At 72.6% G+C, this 950-nt stretch carries 2 protein-coding genes; both read left to right on the forward strand.

Features of this window, described 5'->3' with window-relative positions; translation table 11 throughout:
- Nucleotides 1-559 (forward strand): FHA domain-containing protein (locus ABD194_RS19450; protein ID WP_343994564.1); only part of this gene is annotated, 559 nt, incomplete at its 5' end.
- Nucleotides 559-950 (forward strand): protein kinase (locus ABD194_RS19455; protein ID WP_343994566.1); only part of this gene is annotated, 392 nt, incomplete at its 3' end. The genes ABD194_RS19450 and ABD194_RS19455, both read left to right, overlap by 1 nt.

Below are 950 nucleotides of genomic sequence, written 5' to 3' on the forward strand. Positions count from 1 at the left end.
CACCGACGACGACGACGACGACGACGCGGAGCTGACCGTCGACCGCAGTGCGCTGCTCGCCGCCCGCGACGCCGCCCGGAACCAGGCGATCTCCGGACCGAGCGTGCTCGCGGTCCTGTGCTCCGCGGGGCATCCGACGCCCCCGCACAGCGACCGGTGCCGCGTGTGCGGTGCCGGCATCCCGCCGCAGGGACCGTTCAGCATGCCGCGGCCGCCGCTGGGCGTCCTGCGCCTGTCCACCGGCGACGTCGTGACCCTCGACCGCAGCGTGCTCCTCGGTCGCGCCCCGAAGCTCGGTGACGGCCTGGCCGCCCACGACCGACCCCACGTGGTCAAGGTCCCGAGCCCCGAGCGGGACATCTCGCGCAACCACGTCGAGGTCATCCTGGAGGGCTGGCACGTGCTCATCCGCGACCTCGGCACCACCAACGGCACGACGGTCACCCTCCCGGGTGGCAGCCCCGTGCGCCTGCGCGCCAACGACCAGCAGGTCCTCGAGCCCGGCTCGCTGGTGTCCATGGCCGACGAGGTCTCCTTCACCTTCGAAGCCGCGCTCTGATGGCATCGCGCAAGGGAACCCCGCCGAAGATCCCGGGGCTGGTCTTCGTGCAGCCCCTCGGCTCCGGCGGCTACGCCGACGTCTTCCTCTACGAGCAGCAGAGCCCGCGCATGCCGGTCGCGGTCAAGGTGCTCAAGGCCGAGGGCCTCACCGACGCGCTGCGCGAGCAGTTCGTCGAGGAGGCCGACACGATGGCGGCGCTCGGCGACCACCCCTACATCGTCCAGGTCTTCCGGTCCGGCACCTCCGACGACGGCCGCCCCTACCTCGTCATGAAGTACTACCCGCCGCCCAACCTCGCGATGCGGGCGCGGGCGGAGCGCTTCTCCGTCGAGGACGTGCTGCGCACCGGCATCCAGCTGGCGAGTGCCGTCGAGACGGCGCACCGCGC

Source organism: Terrabacter terrae (assembly GCF_039529575.1).
In the GTDB taxonomy this organism is placed as follows: domain Bacteria; phylum Actinomycetota; class Actinomycetes; order Actinomycetales; family Dermatophilaceae; genus Terrabacter; species Terrabacter terrae.